Consider the following 24332-nt stretch of genomic DNA (forward strand, 5'->3'; position numbering starts at 1 on the left):
CATCGCGAAGGAAGCGGGAAAGAGCGCATGATCTGCGGCGAGCCCGGGTGCGGCGGAAATATCGAGGACCGTTACTGCGTGATGTGCGGTACGGCGCCGATCGAGGACAGCCTGACCTGGGCACCGCCGCCGACACCGACGGCGGGCGGTATCTGTCCTGAGCCGGGTTGTGCCGGAACAATTGTCGATGGCTACTGCGACGCCTGCGGCACCGCGCCCGCGGTGACGGCAATCGTGGATACCCGCTCGATCAGTCGATCGACGCGGACCAGTCGGTCCACGTCGACCAGCGTCACGGCGCGCGGCGGGCTCGGCGCCGGCATGGTCGATGTCCCGCGGGTACCGCGAGTTGACCCGTTACGTGCGGTGATGGCGGACCCGCGCGTTGCCGAGAGCAAGCGCTTCTGCGGGACATGCGAGCTGCCGGTGGGCCGTGCCCGCGACGGAAAGCCCGGCCGCACCGAGGGCTTCTGCGCCAACTGCGGCGCCAGATTCTCCTTGACCCCGAAGCTTGCCAAAGGTGACCTGATCGGCGGCCAGTACGAGGTGGCCGGATGCCTGGCACACGGTGGCCTCGGGTGGATCTACCTGGCGACCGACCATCGGGTCAGCGATCGCTGGGTGGTGCTGAAGGGGCTGTTGAACTCCGGAGATTCGGACGCAGTGCGGGCCGCTGTGGCCGAGCGCCGCTTTCTGGCGGAGGTCGACCATCCGAATATCGTCAAGATCCACAACTTCACCGAGCACACCGCGGCCGACGGCGCCCAGGTCGGTTACATCGTGATGGAGTATGTCGGCGGCACCTCGCTCAAGGAGATCCTGCGCGACCGGCGGGACGCGGATGGCTCGTATCTGCCGCCCGCACAGGCGATCGCCTACATCTTGGAGATGCTGCCCGCCCTCGGCTATCTGCACTCCCGGGGGCGCGCGTACTGCGATTTCAAACCGGACAACGTGATGCAGACCGATGAGCAGCTCAAGCTCATCGATCTGGGCGCGGTGATCGAGATGGACGACAAGGAAAGCCCCATCTACGGCACCATCGGCTATCAGGCACCCGAGATCGCCGATACCGGACCGACGGTCGCTACCGAGGTATATACCATCGGGCGCACACTCGCGGCGCTGATCATGGCACTTCCACAGCACGACGGGTACATCGGTGCGCTGCCCGGCCCGGCCACCGAGCCGTTGCTGGCCTCCTACGAGTCGCTACACCGGTTTCTGCTGCGCGCTACGAATCCCGATCCGCGGGCCCGGTTCTCCTCCACCGAGGAGATGTCCGATCAGCTCATCGGTGTGCTGCGCGAGGTGCTTTCGGCCGACGACGGCCTTCCTCGGCCGGGTATGTCGAACTACTTCGGCCCGCCGCGTGCGGTGTTTGGGCTCGGTGGTGCTCCGCTGGAGCCGCGGGAAGTGATCGCCGCCCTGCCGGTGCCACTGGTGGATGCCGCCGACAGCGGCGCCACTCTATTGGCAACGACGAACGGCACCGATCCCAGCGAACTGGAACTCGCCTTCGCCGCAGGGCTTCGGTCGGTTGTCACCGGCGGCGCCGAATCGGTGGAGATTCCGCTGCGCCTGGTGCGGGCCGGCCTGGAAGTGGGCGCGATCGACTACGCCCACCGGCGGTTGGACGAGCTCGATTCGAGTCTGCACGGCGATTGGCGGTTGGCCTGGTGGCGTGGTCAGGCCCGGCTTCTGGAAACAGACTTCGACAGGGCGGCACAGGAATTCGACGCTGTGTATGCGGCGCTGCCCGGCGAGCCCGCCCCGAAGCTGGCCCTTGCCGCGGTCACGGAACTGTCCGGACGCGATCCAGCCCGCGCGGCACGACACTACGCAACGGTCTGGCACACCGATCACACATACGTCAGCGCCGTTTTCGGGCTCGCGCGACTGCGAACGGCTGTCGGTCAGTACGCGGGCGCTGTGGCGGTGCTCGATCAGGTCGATCCGACCTCCGCGCTGTTCACCGAAGCCAGGATCGCCGCGGTGGAGGCCCTGATCGGTGATCGAGATACCGCACAGCTGACCGAATGGGTGCTGCGCGAGGCGGGTAGCCGGGTGGACCGGCTGGCCCTGGACTCGAAGCACCGCGTCGCACAGATACGAATGCGGGTGCTGACTGCCGCGCTCGGGTGGTTGCGCGCCGGCAATACGCCGTCGTATCACGCTCCGCTTTTGAGTGCCGAGCTGAATCAGGACGGCGTGCGGACCGGCCTCGAACAGTGCTATCGCGAACTGGCTCGCGGGACCGAGGACATCTGGGCGCGCATCGAGCTGGTCGACAAAGCGAACACCATCCGCCCGAGGACGACGCTGTGACAACGACGGTGTGCCCGGACTGTGCCGCGGACGTCGCCGCCGCCGACAAATACTGCGAGGCCTGTGGCCGCGCCCTCGGCTGTCGCCGAGTTGTTCTGCCGCACAATGACATTGCCGCGACTGTGTGCGTCGGTTGCGGTGGAATGCGATACAACTCGGACCGATACTGCGTCCAATGCGGCGAACGGTGCGCGGTGCGCGATCGCTTCGAGGCCGATCTCGGCGCGGTGTGTGTGCTGACCGATCGCGGCATCGTGCACGCGCGCAACGAAGACGCGGTCGCCGCCGCGGTCCTCGACGGCGATCCACCCGGACGTCCCGCGGCCGTGGTGATCGTCGTCTGTGACGGCGTCTCGACCTCGGAAGACCCACAGGTGGCGTCGAGTGCGGCGGCGCGCGTCGGTGTCGAGGCCACCTTGGCCGCGTTGGTCGACGAACAGTCCGCCGACGTGGCGGTGATGTCGGGGCTCGAAGCGGCCGCACAGGCTGTTCGCGCTACCGCGGTGCACGAAAGGCATTCCCCTTCCTGCACCTATGTCTCGGCGATCGTGCGCGACTGTGGCACCGCGGGGGTGGAGATCACGGTCGCGAATGTAGGGGACAGTCGGGCGTATTGGTTGCGTGCCGAGGCCGCGACGACCGCGCACAATGATGGCAACCCACCCTCACAACGTCTGTCGGTGGACGATTCCTGGGCGCAGGCTCTGGTCGATGCCGGAGCTATGGACGAGGAATCGGCAATGAATGATCCGCGGGCGCATACGCTGCTACGCTGGCTCGGCGCGGACGGCGGGTCGAGGCCCTGGTCGGACAGTTGCGTGCGGACCTTACGCACGACAGGGCCAGGGGTATTGCTGTTGTGCACCGACGGACTGTGGACATACCAGTCTGATGCCACATCACTTGCCCCCATGGCGACCGGCGCCGCCCCACCGTCCGCCGCGCGTGAACTGGCCGAGTTCGCCCTGCGTAGCGGAGGCAGCGACAACATCACCGTCGCGCTCGCCCCCGTTTACCCGTGACCACGGTCCGACCGAGCAGGAGACGTACGTTGGGTTCTACTGGTAGCAAAGGGATTTCGGTCGCCATCGACCAAAACGAGTATTTGGGCGCCGGGGTCGGCACGGTAGACGCCGTGGTTACTGTCGAAGCGAGCAGCGACCTGCTGTTGGCCGCCACACCACAAGAGCGCGTGGAGATCCTGATCATCGATTGCTCTGGTTCGATGGGCGCGGGCCAGAAGTTCGAGGGCGCGCGCGGCGCGATCGTGGCCGCGTTGGAGGAACTGGCCGATGGCACACATTTCGCCATCGTCGAGGGGACGCATACGGCGCGCTCGGTGTTTCCCGCCGACACGCCGTCGGTACGGGCTGATCGCCGCACCCGGGCCGCCGCCCGGCGCGCGCTGGACCAGCTGCGTCCGCACGGCGGCACCGCGATGGGCACCTGGCTGGGCCAGGCCAGAAAGCTTGCGATGCTGCACCCCGGTGCGATGGTGCACGCGATATTGCTGACCGACGGGAAGAACGAGCACGAGGAGCCGGAGACGCTGGCCGAGGAGATCAAGCTGTCGGAGGGGATGTTCACCTGCGACTGCCGCGGTGTCGGGATCGATTGGCGGGTGGACGAAGTGCGGTCCATCTCATCGGCCTTGCATGGGACCGTGGACATCGTCAAGGATCCGGCGAATCTCGCCGCCGACTTCGCGGCCATGATGCAGAACTCGATGGCGAAGGCGATTCGAGAGTTGACGCTGCGGGTGTGGACACCGGTGGGTGCGCGGGTGCAATTCGTCAAGCAGGTCGCGCCGAGTATCGAAGATTTGACCGGTCGCCGTGCCGAGTCCGGTCCGCAGGTGGGGGAGTACTCGCTGGGCGCATGGGGCGTGGAGGACCGCGATTACCACCTCCAGGTCCAACTGGTGCCCGCAGCGCCGGGGCGGGAGAAGTTGGCGGCCCGAATCAGTGTGCTGGCGGGCGAGCAGGTACTCGGTCAGGGGCTGATCCGGGCGCTGTGGACCACCGACACCGCATTGTCGACCCGGATCAGCAGACGCGTCGCGCACTACACCGGGCAGGCCGAGTTGGCGCAGGCGGTACGAGACGGGCTGGCCGCGCGCAAGAACGGTGACATCGCGATCGCGACCGCGAAGCTGCGCCGGGCGGTGCAGCTGGCCGCGGAGTCCGGCAACGAGGGCACGGCGAAGTTGTTGCGTGGCGTGGTCGAGGTCGACGAACACACCGGGACTGTGCGGCTGCGCTCGCACGTGGACGCGGCAGACGAGATGGCGTTGGATGCGCGGTCGACCAAGACGGCGCGGGTACGGGACGAGTTGCCCGCAGGGGCTCACTCGGCCAAAACCGCGAGGGTACGGAAGGAGATTTAGATGAGAGACCTGTGTGCAGTCTTGCCCGCCGGAACCGACCGGCTTATGGTGATTGACGGACGGCAGGAGGGGTGATGGATATCTGCCCAGTCGGTCACCTGTCCCTGGCGCCGTACTACTGCGATGTCTGCGGACTGCCGGTCGGCGCTCCGAAGTCCGGCCCGGACCAGAAGGATTCGAGCGCGAAGTGCGCGTCCTGTGGTGCGGTGCGCACCGGTCGATTCTGCGAGGGGTGCGGACGTGAATCGATACTCAGCCCATCGGCGCTGCGGCCCGTGCCAGCGGCGGCCACAGAGCAGGTGATACCCGAGCCGGCGGCCGCGGAGCAGGTGACACCCGAGCCGGCGGCCGCGGAGCAGGTGACACCCGAGCCGGCGGCCGCGGAGCAGGCGACACCCGAACCAGCGGCCGCGGAGTCGCAGCGACGGGTTGCCTGGATCGCGACGATTGTCGCCGACCGGGAGTTCTACGATCGGGTCATCGCCCGTAAGGGGCCCGATGCCGAGCAGGTCGGATTTCCCACCTACTATCCGGAACGTCGAATCGTTCTGCACGGCAGTGAGATTCTGATCGGGAAGCGCAGCGTTTCGCAAGGTATCGCGCCGGGCATCGATCTCGGCATCGCCCCCGCCGATATCGGTGTTTCGCGCGCCCACGCGATCATTCACATCGATGACCGCGGCCTCACCATTACCGACCTCGGCTCGACCAACGGCACCAGCGTGAACGGGAGCGAGGAGTTGTTACCACCCAAGGTCGCGGTTGCGCTACGGCACGGCGACCGCGTCCATCTCGGCGGTTGGACCACCATCACGCTGTCCGCCGAACCCGCCTGAACGGCGCACGGCGGTTCGAGACCCATGCGGAGTTGCCAACCAGCACATGACGTTGTGCTGTCCGGGCCGGTTGGAGTGGCGAGATGACCGCTACCAGCATTCGGTGGCATGTCGACGTTCCCGCCGCGACCCCCCTCATCGTCGCCGACCAGCCCGAACGCCCGCAATCCGTGCTGCGGATCTCCGGCGAACTCGACAAGCTTCCAGAGCGGCCGAAACCTCGATGAGTTCGCCGGCGTGCGTCACGGGTTGGTGCCGGCGACCGGGGTGGCGGCGGGTATTGCGCGCTCCACGATCGTCCGCACCAGTTCGGCGGCGCGCTGCTCGTCGAAAATGCCTGGGAGGGTGAGTCGTTCGAGGATGAGCCAGTTCAAAGCGAGGTAGAGCAGGACCGCGGCGTTCTCGTCGCCGGGCAGTTTCGACTCCCGATAGTTGCTGATATTGAAGGCCAGATCCGCGCTCACCCGCTCGGTGAGCAGTGCCTGTAGTTCGGGGCGCCGGGTGGCCTCGAGGCGCAGTTCGAGGATCGCGAGATAGCCGGTGCGGAAGTGGAAGACGCGGTCTACCACTTCGGTCATGAGTTCGGTCATGGTCTCGCGGGTTTGCGGTCCGCGCGATTTGGCCACGGCGTCGTCGCCGGGGGTCAGCCGCTCGTAATAGCGGTTCCCGACCTGGACGAACAGTGCGTCCCGGTTGGCAAAGTAATTGGAGGCGGTTCCGGCGGGTACCCCCGCCTCCTGATCGACCGCCCGGAAGGTCAACCCACGTGCCCCTTCGCGGGCCAGGACCTCGATCGAGGCATCCAGCAAAGCCTGTCGGCGTTCCGGATTCGTACGCGCCACTTGACACCACTCCATGTGTAGTACTACGGTTCAAATCACTTCGTGCAGAGTACTACATTTGAGGCGGTAAAGATGCGAAAGCTGGTCTATATATGGCGGTCTCCCTCGACGGCTATACGGTTCGCAGGGGGAATTCGACTCCTGTCCGATGTGTGAGGACAGGATGGCGTGGATCAACGCGCGGTATCCGGAGGCGGTGTCGACATCTATCAGCGAGTTCGTCGGCATGCCCTCCACACGCCGAACAAGACCTTGGACACCCTGGTCATGGGCCGCGGTACCTCCGAACCGCGCCTAGCGCTCCGCCACCAGCCCGTCCAACTACTCGAAGCAGTACGGCTTCTCCAGCATCGTGGCGCTGGTGGACAACCCACTGGTGCAGGTCCCGTCGAGGGCACCAGTGCGAAGGGGTCGGCAGGGCGTCGGTCACTTGGTTCGATCGCGCCTGATCGGGCCTGACCTCGCCGGAGCCCCGGCATTCCTGGCTACATGAACTTTTCGAAAGGTACCGATATGCGAAAGCAACGCAGCACCTTCCCGCCCCAGAGCAACCAGCAGCGCTTCGTGATTCCCCCCGTGCCTCCGCGCATGGCCAACGCCAAGGGTGGGTGGCTCCCGCGCGGCAGGTACGGGGCGCGGTAGCGCCCGATCGCCGACCAGGGGTGTCCGAACAATCTTTGCCGCGGCCGGAGCCGGCCGGAATGGGAGTAGTAATGAATACCGACGTGATTATTGTGGGCGCGGGACCGACCGGCCTGATGCTGGCCGCCGAGCTGCGTTCGGCCGGAGTGCGGCCACTGGTGCTGGAGCGGCAGTCGCAGCCGCGGGATACCCCGAAGGCCGGTGGTCTTGGCGGGCAGATCCTGGATCTGTTGCGCTACCGGGGCTTGCTGGATCGGTTCGAAGCGGCCTGCACCGATCCGATTCCGGCTCCGCGGTTCCCGTTCGGTGGTGTGCATGTGGACTTCACCCAGCTGGCCGAGTCCCCGATGCACGCGCTGCCGCTGCCGCAACAGCAACTCGAGCGACTACTCGGCGAACATGTCGCCGAACTCGGCCTCGATATCCGTCGCGGGCACCAGGTGCTGGATGTGCGGCAGGATGTCGACGCGGTCACGGCGGAGGTCGGCGGGCCGGATGGGCCGTACCGGGTGACCGCCCGCTATCTGGTGGGCTGCGACGGTGCGCGCAGCCGGGTTCGTGACCTGGCCGGGATTCCGTTCCCCGGCACCGTATACCCGGAGGTGAATCGGCTGGCCCAGATCACCGTGCCGGATTCGGTGACTCGGCTCGACAACGGCGACCTGGAGGTTCCCGGGTTCGGTACCATCCGTGCGGGTTTCACGCGGACGGACCGCGGTCTGTTCGGGATGGGTGTATCGCCAACGTCGGAGGTGCTGTCTGTCTACACGGTCGAGGACGAGACCGTCGAATACGACGATGACGTGCCGATGACCGTGGCGGAACTACAGGACAGTATCCGTGACGTGCTGGGCGTCGATTTGCCGGTCGCAGAAACGCTTCGGTTGTCCCGCTTCACCTTCAAGGCCCGCCACGCCGAACGCTATCGCGCTGGTCGGGTCCTGCTCGCCGGTGATGCTGCCCATCTGTTTCCCGCCACGGGCGTGGCACTCAACGCCGGAATGCTCGATGCGGTCAACCTGGCCTGGAAGCTGGCCGCCGACGTCCACGGGTGGGCGCCCGACGGCCTGCTGGACACCTATCATGAGGAGCGTCAGCTCGCTGGCGAGCGCACCATGCTGCACACCCGGGCGCAGGTCGCGCTGCGGCGCGGGCACGACCCGGCGGCCGAAGCACTGCGGTCGGTCTTCCAGGAACTTTTCATCGACGAGCAGCCTTTGCAGCGCCTGGCAGCGTTCATCGCCGGTGCCGATATCCGCTATCGGCTGCCCAACCCCAACAACCACACCTTGACCGGGGCCTTTGCACCCGACCTCATCCTGCACACCGACGACAGGACGACCCGCGTCGCCGAAATCATGCACGCCGCACGGCCCATCCTGCTCGACCTCGCCAATCGTGCGGACCTTCGCGATGCTGCCCGAGGCTGGCAGCACCGCGTCGACATCCGCACCGCCAAAGCGGAAAACTGCGGAGCCGACGCCCTCCTGATCCGCCCGGACGGCTACATCGCCTGGGCCGCAACCATCGATGAACCCGCTGACACCGCGGAGGATGGTTTGCGAGCAGCGCTGTCGTTGTGGTTCGGCACTCCCGCGGCAACGACGAGCCCGACCAGCGATTGACGTTCCTATCCGTCGCTTGCCGGGAATGCACCGCCCCGTCGAATTGCGAAGTCCTCGAGCCGACTGCGACCCTCGCGCGCGTTATCGGCCGGAGCCGCCGACCGGCGGACAGTGGTTATCGCTGCGAATGATCTTCGCAAGCGACGAGGATCCGGGCGCTTCCAGGGGCCGACGGAGGGCAGGCCGTCGATCGGCGAGTCCTGAGCGGATCATCGGTGAGTACATTCGGCTCCGGGCCGGCATGGTCGAGTCCGATAGATCAGATCAACGACCTTCGATGGTGGCGGAGGATTCCGGTCCGACGATGTGCCGAGAATCCGACGATCGACGTCGGCCACTTCAGCGGTCGCCGGCCGGCGACCGCTGCCGAAGCGCGGCCCCGCTTGTCGGTGGGGCCGAGACCTGGAACCTTCCGCTGCCCGGCGCAATGTCCAGCCGTCCTCGACGACACAACGAGCGAGCCGCAACCGGCCCAACTCCGACAACGGCGCGTTTCGGTGGAGCACGAAGACTTCCGGTGGATGAATGCGTTCCTGGACAGCTCGCACTTCACTCGGAGGTCTTCGTTTGTCAGCTCGCCACGCCGTCACCAACGTCCGTGGTCAGTACACCCAGGTGGAGAGGATTCAGGGGGTCGACGTCGTGGCAACGGAATTCGGGACGGCGATCCTGCCGTAGGCGTCTGGGGCATCGTGGCCGTGTGACTGCCCGACTGAACTCACTCGGTGCTGATCGTTCCGATCGGCGGACTCGGATCAGCGGACGCCGATGCGTAGCAGGTGGCGCACGCCCGCGATGAACAGCTGCAGGCCGAAATCGAAACGTGCAGTAGGGTCGGGGGTCTCAGCCATCGGCGACGCGTTCTCGGCGAGCGCGCCGGCCGAGTCCATCTGTATCCGGGACTGCTCGTCGACCGTCTGGCCGAGCACGTAGTGCAGCAGCGTGAACGCCGCGAGTTCGGCTTCCGGCCGTGGCATGCCCGCGCGAATCGCGGCACCGGCCAAGCGTTCCCGACCCTTGCTTGTGGTGAGCCTCGACGCGTATGTCGCCGAGACCAATTCCGCGCCGTCCCGATAGGCCAGCAAACAGTCGCGCAGCCGGTGTGCTAATTCGGCGATCTGTCCGGACCATTCCTCGGCCGCGATCGGGTCGTCCATCGGCGCGAGGATCCGGTCGGCGACCGCGCCCAGCAGCGCTTGTTTGTTGGGGAAGTGCCAGTACAGCGCGCCCGGTTGCACCTGGAGGGAACCGGCCAACCTGCGCATGGTGAGGTCGGCGAGACCGTACTGGTCCAGAATCGCGATGGCGCCGTCGATCACGTCCGCGCGGTGCAACTGCACTCGATTGGCCTTCCCGTCGTTTTTGACGCTCTGTTACCGCTACCCTAGCCTGAACACCGTTCAAGTTGCGCGGCCACCTCGGCCGAACGAAGGGATTCGTGCAGTGACCCAGGCCCCCGTAGAAACCACTGACACCACGGCCGCCACGGCGCCGGATCCGACCGACACCCGAACCTCGGACATCTTGGCAGTCGCCCGCCGGCAGGTGCTCGAGCGCGGCGAAGGGCTGACCCAGGAGCAGACCCTCGAGGTGCTCCGGCTCGGTGACGACCGGCTGGAAGAGCTACTGGCCCTCGCGCACGAGGTGCGGATGACATGGTGCGGCCCGGAGGTCGAGGTCGAGGGCATCATCAGTCTCAAGACTGGCGGATGCCCGGAGGACTGCCACTTCTGTTCCCAGTCGGGCCTGTTCCAGTCGCCGGTGCGCGCCGCCTGGCTGGACATCCCCAGCCTGGTCGAGGCGGCCAAGCAGACCGCGAAGACCGGAGCCACCGAGTTCTGCATTGTCGCCGCGGTCCGCGGCCCGGATGAGCGCCTGATGGCCCAGGTCGCCGCCGGAGTCGAGGCGATCCGCAACGAGGTCGACATCCAGGTCGCGTGCTCGCTGGGCATGCTCACCCAGCAGCAGGTCGACCAGCTCGCCGCCATGGGCGTGCACCGCTACAACCACAACCTGGAGACGTCCCGCTCGTACTTCCCGAATGTGGTCACCACGCACACCTGGGAAGAGCGTTGGGGCACGCTGAGCATGGTCCGAGCCGCGGGCATGGAGGTGTGCTGCGGCGGCATCCTCGGCATGGGGGAGACCCTGGAGCAGCGCGCGGAATTCGCCGCGAACCTGGCCGAGTTGGCGCCCGACGAAGTGCCGCTGAACTTTCTCAACCCGCGCCCCGGCACTCCGTTCGGCGACCTCGAGGTGCTGCCCGCCGCCGACGCGCTGCGCGCCGTCGCCGCGTTCCGGCTCGCGCTGCCGCGCACGATACTGCGCTTCGCGGGCGGCCGGGAGATCACCCTCGGCGACCTCGGCGCCAAGCAGGGCATCCTCGGCGGGATCAACGCGGTGATCGTCGGAAACTACTTGACCACCCTCGGCCGCCCCGCCGAACAGGACTTGGACCTGCTCGGCGAGCTGAAGATGCCGATCAAGGCACTCAACGAAACGCTGTGACCGGGCTCGGTTGCGATGAGAGATGCTCCGACCATGAGTACTGTCATGGGCATGGACGAGCGCTACAACCCGTTCACCGGCAAGCGGATCGTGCCGGGGCTCGATGATGTGATCCCGGCGGCCGCCGCGTTGGGCTTGGAGCCGCCGCGCTTCTGCGAACAGTGCGGCCGCCGCATGATCGTGCAGGTGAGTCCGGACGGTTGGTGGGCGAAATGCTCCCGGCACGGCGTGCTCGACTCGGCCGTTCTGGAACGCCGCTGATGATGACAGTGGCAGCGCAGACGCAGGGCGGAATACGGCGCGAGGCGCGTGCCGCCGTGGTGGTGGCCGTCGTGGTGGTGGTGGCGAGCGCGATCGGCGGCGTCGGCTGGGGTTGGTCGGCGCCCACCGAGCGGTTGCTGGTGGTCGAGCCGGGGCGTGGTTCCGTGCTGACCGGTGAGAGCATGCACCACTTCGACGCGTTGGCGACATTCGTGCTCGCCGGCGCGGTGCTCGGCGGGGTTTCGGCGATCGCGGCATGGCGGTGGCGGTCCGCGCGCGGTCCGTTGTTACAGATCGGCTTGCTGATCGGTTCCGGTGTGGGTGCGGTGGTGATGGCGCAAGTCGGCGAACAGGTCGCCGCGTGGCTGCATCCGCGTCCGCACAACCCACCGGTCGGGCAGATCGTCACCCTGCCGATCGAGGTGGGCAGTGTGCTGGTGCTGATCGTGCAGCCGTTGATCGCGTCGTTCGTCATGCTGTTCCTCGCCGCGCTGACCGTTTCGGAGGATCTCGGCACCGGAACCCGTTCCGGTCGGGTCGCCGGCGGGTCCTTCGATCCCGCGCGGACATTCACGCCTTACGGTGACGCCGCGCGCAGCGGCGAATTGCCCTACGGTGGTTACGGACCGGCCGCCGACGCGCTGCCCGAGTTCCGCCGCTGACACCTTTGTCCGAACCGTTGCCGCGGTGGCGCTGTTCGGATGTCGGAACCACCCTAAAGTGGGGACACACACTGTGGGCGGGAAGGAATGGGACGTGACCTTCGTCGGGAGCGGGCCGGTTGTCGAGGAACTCGATGCCAAATTCTGGCGGGTCACCGAGCCGCTCGTGTATAGCGGCGACACCGAGGAATTCGTGATCCCCGCCGGGTTTCGCACCGACTTCGCGTCGGTACCCCGCCCGTTCGTCTGGCTGATTCCGCGATACGGTCTGTACACCCGCGCCGCCATTCTGCACGATTATCTGCGCAGCTCAGATGCCGTGAGCGTGGCGGACGCCGACGGCCTGTTCCGGCGCTGCCTGCGTGAACTCGGGGTGTCGGTGCCACGGCGCTGGATGATGTGGGCGGCTGTGCGCGCGGGCAGTCGGTTGCGTGGCGCGAGCGTTCGGGACGTCGGCATGTTCGTCGTCACCGCCGTGCCCTCGGTATTCTTCCTCGCGGTCCCCGCGGTGGTGGTGACGGTGTTCCTCGTGTTGTTCTGGATGGTCGAATTGGCGTTCTGGGCGGGCGGCCGGTTGAGTCAGCGAACCGACGCTGCACCGCCCGAGCCGCAGATGAAAGCCGCCTGAACCGATCGGCACGGCGACCACGACGCGGCCGGGTTTCGACGCACCAGCTCTTTCTGCTAAATGTGTTGCGGAACAGTGTGTTTCGCGGTTTTCAATTCAGTCCGTGGTCCGCCCGACGAGCTGCGCCGCCGCGAGCCGGGTTCACGGTATGGTGCGCGAATGCCCCAGGACCAGGACCTGCTGCCCATGCTGGTCGTCGTCAGCGGCCCACCCGGCACCGGCAAGACGACGCTGGCCCATGCTCTGGCCCGGGCGATCGGCTGCCCGGCAGTCTGTCGGGACGAGATCAAGGAGGGCATGGTCCATGCCACACCGGATTTCGGCCCCAGCCCGGATGGCGCACTGGACTTGCGCGTCCTGCCGGTGTTCTTCGGGACGCTGGACCTGCTGCTGCGGGCCGGTGTCACGGTGGTGGCCGAAGCCGCCTTCCAAGACCGACTGTGGCGTCCCGGTTTGCTACCTCTGCTAGCGCACGCCCGGACACGCGTCGTCCACTGCACGGTCGACCCTGCCGTCGCCGCGGCGCGGATCCGGCAGCGCCGCATCGACGAGCCACGGCGCAGCACCCATGTCGATCCGCGACACCCCGCGGCCCCTCTGGCCGTGTTCGACAGAGTTGCCCTCGACGTGCCGTCGGTCGAAGTCGATACGACATCCGGCTACCAGCCCGGCCTTACTTCGATCGTCGACTTCGTGAACAGGGCAGATGATCAGGGTCCGCATCGAAGTGGCGGAAATGTCAAAGGCGAAACCTGTTCTGAAATGTAGTGCAACACTGTCGAATTGATCTCTGTGAGGGTATCTTCGTGATTTGCTGGGCAGGCTGTGCGCCACTCCGTGTCACGATCGACGAGATGTCGTGAAGGACCCTTCTCTCGGGTACCGCAGTTACCGGCCGTTGATCATGCGGCGCGAAGATCGTGGCAGGTTCGCTCGATGCCGCCGAGTCCGTTTCCGGCGGATACCACGACTACGCGCAGAAAAGCCCCGCCGACCTCGACGCGAGACAGGCGTCGGGAGGCGGGGCTTCCCTGATGCGACGGCTACGGACGGTTGAATTCGCCGTCGGTCACGCCCTCGGTGAAGGCATGCCACTCACCGGGTGTGAAGACCAGCGCGGGACCGGCGGGGTTCTTCGAGTCACGGACTCCGACTTTGCCTTCGTCGAGGAATGCCACCTCTACGCACTCCTTTCCAGCCTGGCTCCGGCTACTTTTGAACCAACTGGCTCCGGATAGATCAACGTTCACGCTGCTCATGCTCCCTTGCTACCTGCCGTAGCAGGTTCCTGCTGGCTGCTGCATCCCACGCGACCTGCCGGATGCCTTCATACGACTGATGGTAGCGGCTCACGTCATTTGGCTTTTCCAGGTATATGTCGCCGACGGCGCCTTCGAGATACACGACTGGCGGCTCAACGGCTTGAGCGTAGGCCGCGTTTCCGAACTCGAGGATCACGAACGGTGGCATCGAGATGCCATCGGGGAACCCTGCCTCGAACGGCAATACCTGGATTGTGACGTTCGGGCGTGTAGACATGTCGGCCAGATGACGAAGCTGTGCGGCCATCACTTTCCGACTCCCCGCCACTCGTCGCAAGGCAGCTTCACCAATCACCACCTCGAGGCTCACCGGCTGCGTCTTCCTGGTGACGATGTTCTGGCGGTGTGCCTTGATCTGTACTCGCTGCTCGCGCTCAGCATCCGTGGAATCCGCCCATGCCAGCTGAACGAGCGCACGATCATAGTCCGCAGTTTGGAGAAGGCCGGGCACAAGATCGGGTTGGTATGAAACAAGGCGAACCGCAGCAGCTTCCAATCCAACATAGACATCGAAGTCCTTGGGGATCACGTCGCCATACTGATGCCACCAACTTTTCACGTTGGACTGTCTAGCTAGTCCGATCAGTGCGGAAGTCAGATCGTCATGAACACCGTACAAGTCGCAAATCGCCTGGATGTCGCGCGATTTGATACGAGAGTTCTGGCCCTTTTCCAGCCGATTCAGGCTGGTGGCCCCCATCTCCAGGAGCTGCGCGGCCTTGGCTTGGCTCAAGCCGGCTCGCGTCCGCCACTCGGTCAGGTATCGGCCGAGCTGGCGGCGCGGCAAAGTCGATCCTGCATCAGGCATTTACGGTTCCCCTCCGTTTCAACGATGTGGACTCCTCCACATCGGAGAAATTGTTTCACCTTCGCCGGATGGTGTCCTGAGGATTCGGAGAACTTTTCTTGGAGACACCGATTCGGTGTTGCTGAGGCGAAGCGTCGCTGTCTCATAGAGATGCGCCTGGTAGGAGGGTTGTTCGAGTCACTCCGACGCTTCCGCACCTGGTTTCCCTTCGCAGACGATCCACTGGGGCCGGGCGCACCTACCGGATACGGATGTGAGCGAGGAGCGCAGATGGAGATACAACCGTTCGGGGACAATCCGATGTCCCGCTGTGCCTTCTATCGGTAGGAGTGTGACTTGCCCGCCGTGATCGATCCGCCCGAGTCGGGCCGGATCGTACTGCGTGCCGGGCGAGTGTGGGGCGTGACGATGCCGACCAGGCTCGGGCAGGCGGTCAAGGCGCACATGCAATGCCACAGCGCGAAGCTGTGGACCGATTGTCGGACATCCACGTTCGGTCCGGTGGACTTATCTGATTCAGCCGGATGTGCCGGACGACGACAGGCTGTTCGCGAGGTTGTTCCGGCTAGATGTGTCGGTTTCTCGGGCTGGGGCGACGATCGCGCTGCCGTCACCCACCGCGGCATCGGGTGCGATACGTCAGTGGATAGTTTCGCCGCGGAATGGGTTTCGACCATCAGGTTCGGTAGTAGTCGGGGCAGTACGGGTGTGGGCGGAGCAGACTGCCCCTCGGCGTCAGAGTTCGCGGGCGGTGTCGAATGGCGGATGACGGGGTCCTTCGACCTGCGACGGTGTTGCGGTTGTTGCCGGGGGTCGCCAGGACGGTCCGTCATCGTTGGAGCAGCGGTGGCGACGGCTGGCGCTCGCCGCCCTGCGACCATTCTTCCCCGACTCCGGCCACACCGACACGTCGGATCTGTCGACGGTATGGTCGGAGTTGGCGCACGACAATCCGGCATGGGCGGTATCCAGTCGGGAGAACGCGCTACGGGCGTGGAGAATTCATCGCGACTGCGATTCCACGCGGTGCTCCACGCTCGTCGCGGCAATTATCGTGACCCGCAACGATTTCGAGTACTTTCCAGACCGCGAGCCCGAGCGTGACCGCGGCCAGAGGCGATGACATCCGCAGGCCCCAGGAAACCCGGCCGTTTGAGGACTCGACTCCCGTCGGCCTCCCTCGCTTCAGCAATTGAGTGTCGCGGACGCGGATCCCATCAGCGTCGCGTCTTGGCGATCCGGGGTTGTCGCAACTTGCCGCACGGGTAGGTCAGGGCTTATGGAGTCCTGTGAAGGAAGGCCCGACTCGGACCGGGTGGATTTCGATACGCCGCCAGACGTCGCCGGTCATGTACGGCTCGATGGCGAGCCATTGATCGACTTCGTCGCGCGAATCGAACTCGACGACGATCATCGAGCCGACCATCGCACCCGAAACGTCGAGAATGGCCGTGCCGTAAAGCATCTTGCCTTCGGCGACCAACTTGTCACCGAGAGCGATATGTTCCGTACGGACAGCCATCCGTCGTGCCTGCGCGTCGGCGTCGGTGCCGTCGAAGCCCAGAAGCATGAACTGCATGATTGCCCTCCCCGACCGACCAGCGTCGCAGCACATCATTCATGGGAGCGATCCGTACCACAACGAACTGGGCGCCGAAAGGGTCCAGAGCCGAGTCCTGCGGTCGAACAAACCTCAGTCGGCGAGGTAGCGCAGCATCACCGCGGTGGCGAAGTGCTTCGTCTCGGCCAACCGGAGCTGGATGCGTTTGTCCAGTGCTGGGAACAGCGGTGTGCCGCCGCCGAGCACCACGGGCGAGAAGAATATCTGGTACTCGTCGATGAGCCCGTGTGGCATCAGCGCGGCCGCAAGACTCGCGCCGCCGACCTCCATGAGGCCATCGCCGCCGGCCTTGAGCCCGCGGACCTCCTCGACCGCGTTCGCACTGACCAGCGTGCTGTTCCAGTGGACTTCGGTGAGCGTCCGCGAGAAGACGACCTTGGGTTTGTCCGTCCAGAGCGCGCCGAACTCGCGCTCGATGCGCGACGCGTTCTCGGGTACGTGCGGCCAGTATTCGGCCATCAACTCGTACATCCGGCGGCCGTGCAGCGAGACCTCGAGATCGCGGTACCTGTCGTTGTGGAACTGGTGCAACTCCTCGTCCGGGACAGTCCAGTCGATGCTGCCGTCGCGGTCGTTGATGTAGCCGTCCAGGGACACGCCGAACGTGTAGATCAGTTTCCTCATGACCGGGTAGACCTCCTCCGCGCTCGAAATTCATCGGCGCGCGACGCCATCCTCGACAACACCCTGGCTGGATGCGGAGCTCCAGGTGGTGCAACTCTACGGAATCCGGCGCTGCGCCGAACAGCAGCGGTTCAGAAAACCTTCGCCGACAGCGATGAGATCTCGGACGATGCTCCGTCCTATCCGTTGAACGCGCCACCAACCCGGCGCGACCGACCAGAAGGACCAGAGATGACCACCGCCGACCCCACCACCAACTTCTCCGACGACGTCACCAACCGTCCCGGCAAGATCCGCAACCGTGCCCTGTGGACCCTGCAGATCCTGCTCGGCCTGTTCTTCATCATCGCCTCCGGCGGGCCGAAACTCGTGATGCCGAACGCCCTGACGGACAACGCCCCCGAGAATCTGACCATCCCCCTCGGGCTGCTCATCTTCATCGGAGTCGTGGAGGTCGCGGGCGGTATCGGCCTGATGGTGCCACGGCTCAGTGCCCTGGCTGCCGCGGGTCTGTCCGTTCTCACGGTGCTTGCCGCCGGGACACAGGCTTTTCTCGTCGGCAAGCCCCTGATGGGGATCTTCCCACTGGTGCTCGCCGCGATCTTCGCCTGGATCGCCTACGAGCGCCGCGCCACCATCACCGATCTGCGCAACTCGCTCGCGCGATGACACATCCATAAGTACGCCCGGCGATCGGTGGCCCACCCACCGATCGCCGGACGTGCGTTTCGGATCGATCGCCCGTCGGGTTGGCGACGATCGATCCAGCGGCCACCTGCCCGCAGCGCCCCGGCCCGGGGCGCGGCACCAGGTGGCCGTCGCCGCGCTCGATGTACGCAGGGCCTCTCGGCGCCGCAACCGGCCCACACGGCGGAGGACCTGCCCTTCCCCAGGTCAGGACCCACTGACGGATCGCGACCGACGGTGCCTGAACGAGCGGCAAACGAGCCGATCCGGCCTCGTCGTGCGGCCTCGCGATCCATGATGGTGACTGAGGCATACACGACAGGAGGAGCGGCATGATCATCCTGAACGTCTTCTTCGACGTGGCCCAAGAGCACGAGGCGAGATTTCTGAAACTCTTGAACCACATGGTGGTGGAGTCCAACAAGGAGGACGGGTGCAGTCTGTACCAGCTGTGGCGGAACGCCCATGATCCGTACAGCTACGTCCTGATCGAACACTGGGCGTCCCAAGAGGTCCTGGATGCTCATGGCAAGACGCCGCACTGGATCAACTTCAACGACACCGTCAACGGGTACTTGAAGTCGGACTACGACGAGCATCACTACAAGGAAATTCCCCGCTGAGCCTTTTCTTCGAGTTAACCACCCGGCTCGACCGAGCCGCAATCCACATGGGCCGATACGGATGCAGAATCGGAGGTCAGACCATGCCGTTCTCGAAGCCGACCGATGGTTTCCGCCTGCACTACCTGCGATCTGGAGAAGGCCGGCCGGTAGTCCTCGTCCACGGCAGTCCGGGCGACAACAAGGAGTACTCCAAGCTGCTGCCCCTGTTGACACCTTTCGCTGACGTGGTTGTCCCTGATCTGCGGGGCTTCGGTAAGTCGGACAAGCACCTAAAGGATGTGGGCAACGCCTATTCCTTGTCCGGTCAGGTGGACGGTGTCATCGCGCTGATCGACGAACTCGGTATCAGCAACGCGGTCTTGTGCGGATACGACATCGGCAGTTTCACTGTCCAGACGGTCGCGGTCGAGCGGCCCGACCTTGCTGAATCTCTGGTTATCGCGCCACCGACGATGGGGGTCGGCCGGCGGATTCTGGAGGAACGGGCGGTCAACGCTTTCCTGCACGCGATCCTCTACAAGACGACGCTGGTAGAGGATCTCATCGACGGAAAGCCGGATGCCGTTCGCGCCGTGCTGAAAGAGAGCCTGCGGAACTGGTCGGCTCCAGGCTCCGAAGTCGTGAACGAACTGCTGGACCATCTGACCGAAAACCACTCTGCTCCGGGTGCATTCGTGGCGGGTATCTCGTGGTTCCGGTTCCCGGAAGGGAACCCGATCACTTATTACACCAACGAAGAGAAGCCGAATCCCGCCGACAGGTTCGCCAAGCCCGTCACCGTTCTCTGGCCGGACCAGGATCCACTCTTTCCGCAGGAATGGAGTGACAACTTGTCCGATTTCTACCGTGACTACACACTCCGACTCGTCGAGGACGCCGGACACTTCAGCCCACTGGAGGCGCCTGATGTCTGGGCCGAGAATATTCTGGATCACGTGCGCGGGGGCTGGCAGAAGCGCAATTGATCGTGCTATCCGTGCGGCGGACCGTGTTCATCTGAGCGTCAATACCGGCCGGAAGGTGCGCAATGCAGGAATTGCACCACAATATGTTCGACGCCGCGGGTGTCCGAATCCACTACGTGACCGCGGGCACACCGCCGAGCAAGGGCGGGGATGGTCGAACAATCGTGTTGTTGCATGGTTGGCCCCAGACCTGGTGGGAATGGCGTCTCATCATAGAGCCGCTCCGTGCCGATGCCTGGTTCGTCGTGGCTCCCGATTATCGAGGGGCCGGCGGGTCGTCGAAGCCCGAGCGCGGCTATGACAAGCGAACGATGGCAAGCGACATCAGAGCGTTGCTCGATCATCTCGGCGTGCGGAACCCGATCACCCTGGTCGGTCACGACCTCGGAATGTTGGTTGCCTATGCGTTCGCTTCCCGCTATCCCGGCGATGTCGAGCGTCTTGTGCTCATGGAGGCTCCGATCCCGGGCACCGAAGTATATGAGAGAGCGCTGGCGACGACCAGGTTCAGTGCGGACACGCTGTGGCACTTCCACTTCCACGGCGCAGCAGGCAACGATGCCGAGACGCTCATCGCCGGCAGCGAGTTCTCCTACCTACGCCATTTCTATGTCAAGCTGAGTGCGAATCCCGATGCGATCTCGATATCGGACGCGGAACGATATGTCGCCGACTACACGGCTCCCGGAGCCATGCGAGCCGGCCTCGAGCTCTTTCGGGCTTTCGAACAGGACGCAGAAGACAATCGGCGCATCCTGTCGGAGAAGGGCAAACTCACAATGCCGGTGCTCGGACTTGGGGGGACCGCGAGCTTCTTTCTTTCGTCGGCAGAGGAGATGCTCCTGGAGGTCGCCGAAAGCGTCACTGTCCGACCTATCGAAAAGTCGGGCCATTGGATTGCCGAGGAACAGCCGGAGACCTTCCTGAAACGCTTGCGCGAATTCATCCAGGCGACCGCAGGGTAGTGATCACAATGGCGACCCGGTCGGCCGCGCCATCACAGAACTAGACTTTGGAACGAGCCGGTCCGGCCAGAGAAGTGGTGCCGCGATTCGCGGCGGCAACTCCGAGTAGACAGGATCACCTGGTCAGCCGCCCCAGCAGTGAAGAGGCACAGGCGATTCCAGCGATCCCGGCCAGGATCAGCACTGCCAGATCCAGCCACAGGTGGTATGCGCCGCCGATCAACAGACCACGCAGCGCATCCACCTCGTAACTGAGCGGATTCACGTGGCTGACGACGCGCAACCACCCAGGCATCAACTCCAGGGGGTACAGCGCGTTCGAGGCGAAGAACAGCGGCATCGTGATCGCTTGCCCGATTCCCATCAACCGGTCACGTTTCGCCACGACACCCGCGATGGTCATGGACAGGCAAGCGAAGAACGCGGCACCCAGAACCACGACGACCACCGCGCCGAACAGTTTGGCCGGGTTCATCGTCACGTGCACACCCATGACCAATGCCAGCGCCACGATGATCAGCACCTGCGCCACCGCACGCACGCCGGCCGCGAAGCACTTTCCCGTGATCAGAGCCGCTCGTGGTGTCGGGGTAACCATCAGTTTGTTGAGAATGCCCGCGTCACGGTCCCAGATCAGCAGGATTCCGTAGAAGATCGAGATGAACAACGCCGATTGAGCGATGATCCCCGGAGCCAGAAAGTCCAGGTACGGCAGGTCCCCGGTGGGGATGGTGCGCAGCCGGGCGAAAGTCGTGCCGAAGATCAGCATCCAGAGGACCGGTTGCACCCCGCGAGTTACCAGTTCGGTGCGATCGTGGCGCAACTTCTGCAACTCGACCAGCACGAAGGTGGTGATTCGCGAGCCCAGTGCGACAAGCCGCGCGGCGCCGCGCGGCGCCAGTCGCACGGGCGGGTAGTCAGCTCGCGCGTTGAGCGGTTCGACGTGTGTTTCGGACACTGCGCAGCCCTCCCTCCATCGTTGTGTCCTGGACGAGGCCGGCTTCGGCGTGGTGGCGGAACACGTCATCGAGGGTGGCGTCGGGTCGCAACGCGGCCTTCAGTTCGGCCGGCGTCCCGACTGCCTGTAATCGGCCCTTGTGCAGCAGTGCGATCCGATCGCACAAGTTGTCGGCCTCGGCCATGTAATGGGTGGTCAGCAGCACTGTTGTACCGAATCGGTGCCGCAGATCGCGCACTCGATCCCAGACGCTGTCGCGCGCGATCGGATCCAGACCGACTGTCGGCTCGTCGAGAATCAGTAGCGCGGGCCGATTGACCAGTGCCTGCGCCAACTCCAGGCGGCGAATCATCCCGCCGGAATACCCGCCGGCCATCCGGTCGGCCACTTCGAGCAGGTTCATCGCGGCCAACACCTCGTTCACCCGCTGAGCCCGCTCGCGACGCGGCACATCGAACAACCGCGCGAACCAGGCCACGTTCTGTCGCCCGGTCAGTGTCGCCTCGATCGACAGCTGTTGCGGCACGTAGCCGAGGTTGTAGCGGATGTCCGCGTCGCGGCGGCCGACCTCGAGACCGAGCACCCTGATCGTTCCGTCCTGCACCGGCATCAGCGTGTTCAGCAGCCGAATCGTCGTGGTCTTCCCGGCGCCGTTGGGGCCCAGTAGACCGAACACCTCGCCGCGCTCGATACGCAGATCTAGGTGATCGACCACGATGTGCTCGCCGTAACGGTGCGTCAGGCCCGCGCATTCGACGGCCGGGCAATGCAGTGGTGGATCAACGGATTTCGAGTTCATCTTCGCTTACCTTGTTCGTACTCGTGCAGGATGCCGGTCACCTTGTCGACGACCGTAAGCCCGCGAACCAACTGGTCACGTTCATCCGCGGTCAGCTCGTCGAGGGCCGCGGCGACCAGTCCGTGCCTGAGTCTGCGCGTCTCGTCGACCGTGCGCTGCACCTGAGCGGGCAGGCTCAGCCGCATCACTCGCCGATCCGCTGGATCCGCCTCGCGTACCAGCAGATCTGTCTGCACCAGTGCCGTGACAAAGGTCGAGACACTATTGGGAGCCAAGCCCAGCTCCGCGGCAGCCGCCTTCACGGAGATAGCCGGATTACGGGCGACCAGGCGCAGAAACTCCGCTTGCGAGGCGCTTACCCCGGGTTGATCGAACGATCGGCCGGCTATCCGCGAGACCTGCCGACGGAAGCGGCCGAACGCACTCATCAGTCGCCCGACCAACTCGGCGTGGGTGGTGACCTCGGATGTCCTCGCCATGTCGCCGAGGATACCTCTTACTCAGAGGTAAATCAGCGGTCGTCCTCGAACGACCAAGACAATCGAGGTAAACGTCGGCCGATCCACGGTGATCGATCGCCTCGGCCGACTCATGCCTGTGCACCACAACCCGGCATCGACGCAAACCTCAGATCCGCCGGGGCGGTTTCGAGAACATGACCGGGTGTCGGTGGTCTTCGGTGCGGTCGACGTCTACGGCCGCTGGGCATCCGGCCGACACTGCGCGATCCCTTGCTGCGGTCGCTGATTTCAGAGTGGAGGGATCATGCGGTGGGTTTTGATCATGTTGAGCCGCTCGACGGCACCGTCGATCGCGCTGCGATCCAACTGGAGGTCGCCGAGTGCGCTGCGCACTTGGGCCTGGTCGACTTCATCCACCGCACGCAGCACGTCCTTATCGAGGGCTTTCCCCGCATGGAGTATCACAAAATCTGATCGCAGGGTGTGCCGTCTGTCACCGCGCGTCGGGTCCGGCGTCTCGGGGAATGAATACCCGTGATCGAACGCGACGAGATTGTCGCCGACATCGGGGCGGTAGTTCGCCCGATGGCCGTCCCCGTTGCCGATTACATAATGCAGTACAGCTACTTGTTGTTGTTGAACATGATCGTACTCGTGCTCTCTTTTCCCTCTCTTGAATTCCATGAATTGCTGCACCATCCCGGGTCCGTGCGGTCCACTGGTCAGTGCGGTGGGTGGAACTCGACCGAACTTGAACAACTGGTCCATGCGGAAAGCGCCAACTTCTCGTTTTGCCAGCTCGCCGTGTCTGTGCGGCAGCCAATCGCGGCCTCCGAACCTTTCTCCCGAAGCGGGCTTGTAGATGCTCAGGCTGTCGAGGGTCGTGCGGCCGAATATTTTGGACCGCATAACGTATACGTAATTTGTGCTCGGATCGATCGAATCGGTCAATTCATCTTCTCTTGTCAAGCGCCGTTCTCGCATCTTCCGCTCGGCAGCACTCGGCACGTAGGCGGGGTATTCTTCGCTTCGCGAACGCGAAAATCTCGATTCGTTGTCCCGAAACTCGCTGAGGTTCAGGCGATCTTTGTCCCGCAGGGTCGTCACGGTTTCATCAAGTATTCGACCGGCGTCTCTGTGGGGCTTCGCAATTATCTGGCCCGCTCGCTGGATATTTTGGATCATGAGTTTCGCGGCGCGAATGATTACTTCATGGAGGGAACTGCTCACCGATATTATTGATCGTCTCGATATGTCGACCAGTGCGTCGGTGTGATCGTCGATTCTGTGGGAGTATCGCGTCCGCTCTCGTCCACGATTCGGCAGTAGCTCATACGGAACGGTTGCAATAATGCGTGCATGAAGGTGGGTCCTTCATCCGGCATAACGAGGCGTCCGTCATCGAGCATTTCGACCCCTTCGTGGTACCACTGTTCGGCCTGTGGGCAGCCCTCGGAGTCGGTCAGCGTCAGCGCGACCTGGTCCTGGGGCGACAGCCGAAATTCCGCGACCCGTTGAAAACCCTCGGCAACGAGCTCGTACACGGCAACCAAGGTTGGGGGTTCATTCATCATTGTTTTCCGCACATGCGTTCGGACTGTGGTCATAGATGGACATACCACGTATCGAGCCGGAAGTGAACACCTGTCTACGAAGTGATGTTGGCACTCGCCGTTGACCGGCAAGGGGTCGACCACTCCGGCCGGCGGTAGAAAGTCGCTGGATGCGGGGGAATTTCGCTGATACCGTCGTCCGGCCGGAGTGATGGAGTGGCTCGT

Annotated in this window: 26 protein-coding genes and 1 pseudogene; 15 read left to right on the forward strand and 12 right to left on the reverse strand. The window is 64.6% G+C overall.

Going from position 1 to position 24332, the window contains the following annotated elements:
• Positions 1-81: 81 nt before the first annotated feature.
• The 5 genes from AB0C34_RS25265 to AB0C34_RS25285 all read left to right on the forward strand — a co-directional run bounded on the left by AB0C34_RS25265 (position 82) and on the right by AB0C34_RS25285 (position 5777).
• Positions 82-2328 (forward strand): tetratricopeptide repeat protein, encoded by a 2247-nt coding sequence (locus AB0C34_RS25265; RefSeq protein WP_357077989.1) that lies wholly within the window; start codon positions 82-84, stop codon positions 2326-2328.
• 194 nt (positions 2329-2522) lie between these two features.
• The gene (locus tag AB0C34_RS25270) at positions 2523-3350 is read left to right on the forward strand and encodes a PP2C family serine/threonine-protein phosphatase (protein ID WP_357077745.1); all 828 of its coding nucleotides are present in this window, start codon (positions 2523-2525) and stop codon (positions 3348-3350) included.
• A gap of 29 nt (positions 3351-3379) precedes the next feature.
• Positions 3380-4714 carry a VWA domain-containing protein gene (locus AB0C34_RS25275; RefSeq protein WP_357077748.1) on the forward strand — a complete coding sequence of 445 codons (1335 nt, stop codon included), beginning with the start codon at positions 3380-3382 and terminating at the stop codon, positions 4712-4714.
• A gap of 74 nt (positions 4715-4788) precedes the next feature.
• Positions 4789-5550 (forward strand): FHA domain-containing protein, encoded by a 762-nt coding sequence (locus AB0C34_RS25280; protein WP_357077751.1) that lies wholly within the window; start codon positions 4789-4791, stop codon positions 5548-5550.
• Positions 5551-5633: 83 nt separating this feature from the next.
• A complete protein-coding gene (locus AB0C34_RS25285; RefSeq protein WP_357077754.1) occupies positions 5634-5777 on the forward strand; it encodes a hypothetical protein in 144 nt (47 codons plus the stop codon).
• A gap of 15 nt (positions 5778-5792) precedes the next feature.
• Here the strand turns inward: AB0C34_RS25285 and AB0C34_RS25290 are convergent, their stop codons facing one another.
• On the reverse strand, positions 5793-6392 hold the full coding sequence (locus AB0C34_RS25290; RefSeq protein ID WP_357077757.1) for a TetR family transcriptional regulator: 600 nt from the start codon (positions 6390-6392) through the stop codon (positions 5793-5795).
• 713 nt (positions 6393-7105) lie between these two features.
• On the opposite strand from AB0C34_RS25290, the gene AB0C34_RS25295 reads away from it, so the two are divergent.
• A complete protein-coding gene (locus tag AB0C34_RS25295; protein ID WP_357077760.1) occupies positions 7106-8659 on the forward strand; it encodes an FAD-dependent monooxygenase in 1554 nt (517 codons plus the stop codon).
• A 410-nt stretch (positions 8660-9069) separates the two neighbouring features.
• Here the strand turns inward: AB0C34_RS25295 and AB0C34_RS25300 are convergent.
• Positions 9070-9165 (reverse strand): annotated as a pseudogene (locus AB0C34_RS25300) (IS481 family transposase); the annotation flags it as partial.
• Positions 9166-9414: 249 nt separating this feature from the next.
• Positions 9415-9999 (reverse strand): TetR/AcrR family transcriptional regulator C-terminal domain-containing protein, encoded by a 585-nt coding sequence (locus AB0C34_RS25305; RefSeq protein ID WP_357077763.1) that lies wholly within the window; start codon positions 9997-9999, stop codon positions 9415-9417.
• A gap of 181 nt (positions 10000-10180) precedes the next feature.
• On the opposite strand from AB0C34_RS25305, the gene bioB reads away from it, so the two are divergent.
• From bioB to AB0C34_RS25330, 5 genes are all read left to right on the forward strand, one after another.
• Positions 10181-11167 carry a biotin synthase BioB gene (bioB, locus tag AB0C34_RS25310; RefSeq protein ID WP_357077992.1) on the forward strand — a complete coding sequence of 329 codons (987 nt, stop codon included), beginning with the start codon at positions 10181-10183 and terminating at the stop codon, positions 11165-11167.
• Positions 11168-11200: 33 nt separating this feature from the next.
• A complete protein-coding gene (locus tag AB0C34_RS25315; RefSeq protein ID WP_357077766.1) occupies positions 11201-11428 on the forward strand; it encodes a hypothetical protein in 228 nt (75 codons plus the stop codon).
• The gene (locus tag AB0C34_RS25320) at positions 11428-12090 is read left to right on the forward strand and encodes a DUF2567 domain-containing protein (RefSeq protein WP_357077769.1); all 663 of its coding nucleotides are present in this window, start codon (positions 11428-11430) and stop codon (positions 12088-12090) included. Before AB0C34_RS25315 ends, AB0C34_RS25320 begins: the two co-directional genes overlap by 1 nt.
• Positions 12091-12184: 94 nt before the next feature.
• On the forward strand, positions 12185-12718 hold the full coding sequence (locus tag AB0C34_RS25325) for a DUF1353 domain-containing protein (protein WP_357077772.1): 534 nt from the start codon (positions 12185-12187) through the stop codon (positions 12716-12718).
• 159 nt (positions 12719-12877) lie between these two features.
• Complete coding sequence (locus AB0C34_RS25330) at positions 12878-13486, forward strand: ATP-binding protein (protein ID WP_357077775.1); 609 nt, start codon at positions 12878-12880, stop codon at positions 13484-13486.
• A gap of 275 nt (positions 13487-13761) precedes the next feature.
• Here AB0C34_RS25330 and AB0C34_RS25335 read toward each other — a convergent pair whose 3' ends face one another.
• The 4 genes from AB0C34_RS25335 to AB0C34_RS25350 form a co-directional block, all read right to left on the reverse strand.
• Complete coding sequence (locus AB0C34_RS25335; protein ID WP_357077777.1) at positions 13762-13968, reverse strand: DUF397 domain-containing protein; 207 nt, start codon at positions 13966-13968, stop codon at positions 13762-13764.
• Positions 13958-14848: a helix-turn-helix transcriptional regulator gene (locus AB0C34_RS25340; RefSeq protein ID WP_357077780.1), complete on the reverse strand. Its 891-nt coding sequence runs from the start codon at positions 14846-14848 to the stop codon at positions 13958-13960. The genes AB0C34_RS25335 and AB0C34_RS25340 overlap by 11 nt, the downstream gene beginning before the upstream one ends.
• Before the next feature lie 1270 nt (positions 14849-16118).
• Positions 16119-16427 carry a YciI family protein gene (locus tag AB0C34_RS25345; protein WP_357077783.1) on the reverse strand — a complete coding sequence of 103 codons (309 nt, stop codon included), beginning with the start codon at positions 16425-16427 and terminating at the stop codon, positions 16119-16121.
• A gap of 114 nt (positions 16428-16541) precedes the next feature.
• Positions 16542-17093 (reverse strand): dihydrofolate reductase family protein, encoded by a 552-nt coding sequence (locus tag AB0C34_RS25350; RefSeq protein WP_357077786.1) that lies wholly within the window; start codon positions 17091-17093, stop codon positions 16542-16544.
• Between the two features lie 231 nt (positions 17094-17324).
• Between AB0C34_RS25350 and AB0C34_RS25355 the strand changes: the two genes are divergently transcribed.
• The 4 genes from AB0C34_RS25355 (at position 17325) to AB0C34_RS25370 (ending at position 20336) form a co-directional block, all read left to right on the forward strand.
• Positions 17325-17762, forward strand: a complete 438-nt coding sequence (locus AB0C34_RS25355) for a DoxX family protein (protein WP_357077789.1) — start codon at positions 17325-17327, stop codon at positions 17760-17762.
• A 350-nt stretch (positions 17763-18112) separates the two neighbouring features.
• Entirely contained in the window at positions 18113-18403 is a 291-nt protein-coding gene (locus AB0C34_RS25360; RefSeq protein WP_357077792.1) for a putative quinol monooxygenase, read from the forward strand.
• An 83-nt stretch (positions 18404-18486) separates the two neighbouring features.
• A complete protein-coding gene (locus tag AB0C34_RS25365) occupies positions 18487-19371 on the forward strand; it encodes an alpha/beta hydrolase (protein WP_357077795.1) in 885 nt (294 codons plus the stop codon).
• A 62-nt stretch (positions 19372-19433) separates the two neighbouring features.
• A complete protein-coding gene (locus tag AB0C34_RS25370) occupies positions 19434-20336 on the forward strand; it encodes an alpha/beta hydrolase (protein WP_357077798.1) in 903 nt (300 codons plus the stop codon).
• 115 nt (positions 20337-20451) lie between these two features.
• Here the strand turns inward: AB0C34_RS25370 and AB0C34_RS25375 are convergent, their stop codons facing one another.
• The 5 genes from AB0C34_RS25375 to AB0C34_RS25395 form a co-directional block, all read right to left on the reverse strand.
• Complete coding sequence (locus AB0C34_RS25375; protein WP_357077995.1) at positions 20452-21243, reverse strand: ABC transporter permease; 792 nt, start codon at positions 21241-21243, stop codon at positions 20452-20454.
• A gap of 10 nt (positions 21244-21253) precedes the next feature.
• Positions 21254-22093 carry an ATP-binding cassette domain-containing protein gene (locus AB0C34_RS25380; protein WP_357077801.1) on the reverse strand — a complete coding sequence of 280 codons (840 nt, stop codon included), beginning with the start codon at positions 22091-22093 and terminating at the stop codon, positions 21254-21256.
• Positions 22090-22521 (reverse strand): MarR family transcriptional regulator, encoded by a 432-nt coding sequence (locus AB0C34_RS25385; RefSeq protein WP_357077998.1) that lies wholly within the window; start codon positions 22519-22521, stop codon positions 22090-22092. Before AB0C34_RS25385 ends, AB0C34_RS25380 begins: the two co-directional genes overlap by 4 nt.
• A 321-nt stretch (positions 22522-22842) precedes the next feature.
• A complete protein-coding gene (locus AB0C34_RS25390) occupies positions 22843-23784 on the reverse strand; it encodes a hypothetical protein (RefSeq protein WP_357077804.1) in 942 nt (313 codons plus the stop codon).
• 5 nt (positions 23785-23789) lie between these two features.
• A complete protein-coding gene (locus AB0C34_RS25395) occupies positions 23790-24125 on the reverse strand; it encodes a hypothetical protein (RefSeq protein ID WP_357077807.1) in 336 nt (111 codons plus the stop codon).
• Between the last annotated feature and the right edge of the window lie 207 nt (positions 24126-24332).

It is taken from the genome of Nocardia sp. NPDC049220 (assembly GCF_040647855.1).
GTDB lineage: Bacteria > Actinomycetota > Actinomycetes > Mycobacteriales > Mycobacteriaceae > Nocardia.

Excerpts from the sequence above, each read along its gene's own strand:
- AB0C34_RS25265 (WP_357077989.1), top strand. The coding sequence starts at position 82 with ATGTGCGGTACGGCGCCGATCGAGGACAGCCTGACCTGGGCACCGCCG.
- AB0C34_RS25280 (WP_357077751.1), top strand. The coding sequence starts at position 4,789 with ATGGATATCTGCCCAGTCGGTCACCTGTCCCTGGCGCCGTACTACTGC.
- AB0C34_RS25285 (WP_357077754.1), top strand. The coding sequence starts at position 5,634 with ATGACCGCTACCAGCATTCGGTGGCATGTCGACGTTCCCGCCGCGACC.
- AB0C34_RS25295 (WP_357077760.1), top strand. The coding sequence starts at position 7,106 with ATGAATACCGACGTGATTATTGTGGGCGCGGGACCGACCGGCCTGATG.
- AB0C34_RS25315 (WP_357077766.1), top strand. The coding sequence starts at position 11,201 with ATGAGTACTGTCATGGGCATGGACGAGCGCTACAACCCGTTCACCGGC.
- AB0C34_RS25320 (WP_357077769.1), top strand. The coding sequence starts at position 11,428 with ATGATGACAGTGGCAGCGCAGACGCAGGGCGGAATACGGCGCGAGGCG.
- AB0C34_RS25330 (WP_357077775.1), top strand. The coding sequence starts at position 12,878 with ATGCCCCAGGACCAGGACCTGCTGCCCATGCTGGTCGTCGTCAGCGGC.
- AB0C34_RS25340 (WP_357077780.1), bottom strand. The coding sequence starts at position 14,848 with ATGCCTGATGCAGGATCGACTTTGCCGCGCCGCCAGCTCGGCCGATAC.
- AB0C34_RS25345 (WP_357077783.1), bottom strand. The coding sequence starts at position 16,427 with ATGCAGTTCATGCTTCTGGGCTTCGACGGCACCGACGCCGACGCGCAG.
- AB0C34_RS25350 (WP_357077786.1), bottom strand. The coding sequence starts at position 17,093 with ATGAGGAAACTGATCTACACGTTCGGCGTGTCCCTGGACGGCTACATC.
- AB0C34_RS25355 (WP_357077789.1), top strand. The coding sequence starts at position 17,325 with ATGACCACCGCCGACCCCACCACCAACTTCTCCGACGACGTCACCAAC.
- AB0C34_RS25360 (WP_357077792.1), top strand. The coding sequence starts at position 18,113 with ATGATCATCCTGAACGTCTTCTTCGACGTGGCCCAAGAGCACGAGGCG.
- AB0C34_RS25365 (WP_357077795.1), top strand. The coding sequence starts at position 18,487 with ATGCCGTTCTCGAAGCCGACCGATGGTTTCCGCCTGCACTACCTGCGA.
- AB0C34_RS25370 (WP_357077798.1), top strand. The coding sequence starts at position 19,434 with ATGCAGGAATTGCACCACAATATGTTCGACGCCGCGGGTGTCCGAATC.
- AB0C34_RS25380 (WP_357077801.1), bottom strand. The coding sequence starts at position 22,093 with ATGAACTCGAAATCCGTTGATCCACCACTGCATTGCCCGGCCGTCGAA.
- AB0C34_RS25385 (WP_357077998.1), bottom strand. The coding sequence starts at position 22,521 with ATGAGTGCGTTCGGCCGCTTCCGTCGGCAGGTCTCGCGGATAGCCGGC.
- AB0C34_RS25395 (WP_357077807.1), bottom strand. The coding sequence starts at position 24,125 with ATGAATGAACCCCCAACCTTGGTTGCCGTGTACGAGCTCGTTGCCGAG.